Genomic DNA, 250 nt, shown 5'->3' with positions numbered 1-250 from the left:
CGGTCGAAGGCCTGCTCGGCGATCACATCGCCCAATGCGGTGCTGTGCACACGGGCCAGTACGGTGTCGGCGCGGCGGGGGTTTTCGAACGATGGCGTGATGGCGCCATCCTTGAGTTCCGAGCCGTGGTGCAAGCGGTGTTTGTTGCTAAAGACTGTCAGCACGCGAATGTCCTTTTTCAAGGGGTTACCAGATAACCAATTTTCGCGAGATAGCCCTGAAAATGCTTTGCTTTATGCTCAGATAAACC

General features: G+C 55.6%; 1 pseudogene. It reads right to left on the bottom strand.

What is annotated here, in order from left to right:
• Positions 1 to 164, bottom strand: a pseudogene (locus SB765_RS32140) (histone deacetylase family protein); the annotation flags it as partial.
• Positions 165 to 250: the final 86 nt, after the last annotated feature.

The organism is Pseudomonas sp. SIMBA_067 (genome assembly GCF_046534675.1).
GTDB classification, from domain to species: Bacteria; Pseudomonadota; Gammaproteobacteria; order Pseudomonadales; family Pseudomonadaceae; genus Aquipseudomonas; species Aquipseudomonas putida.
Note: the sequence above shows the minus strand (reverse complement) of the source record. Positions and strands in the feature narration are given on the sequence as shown.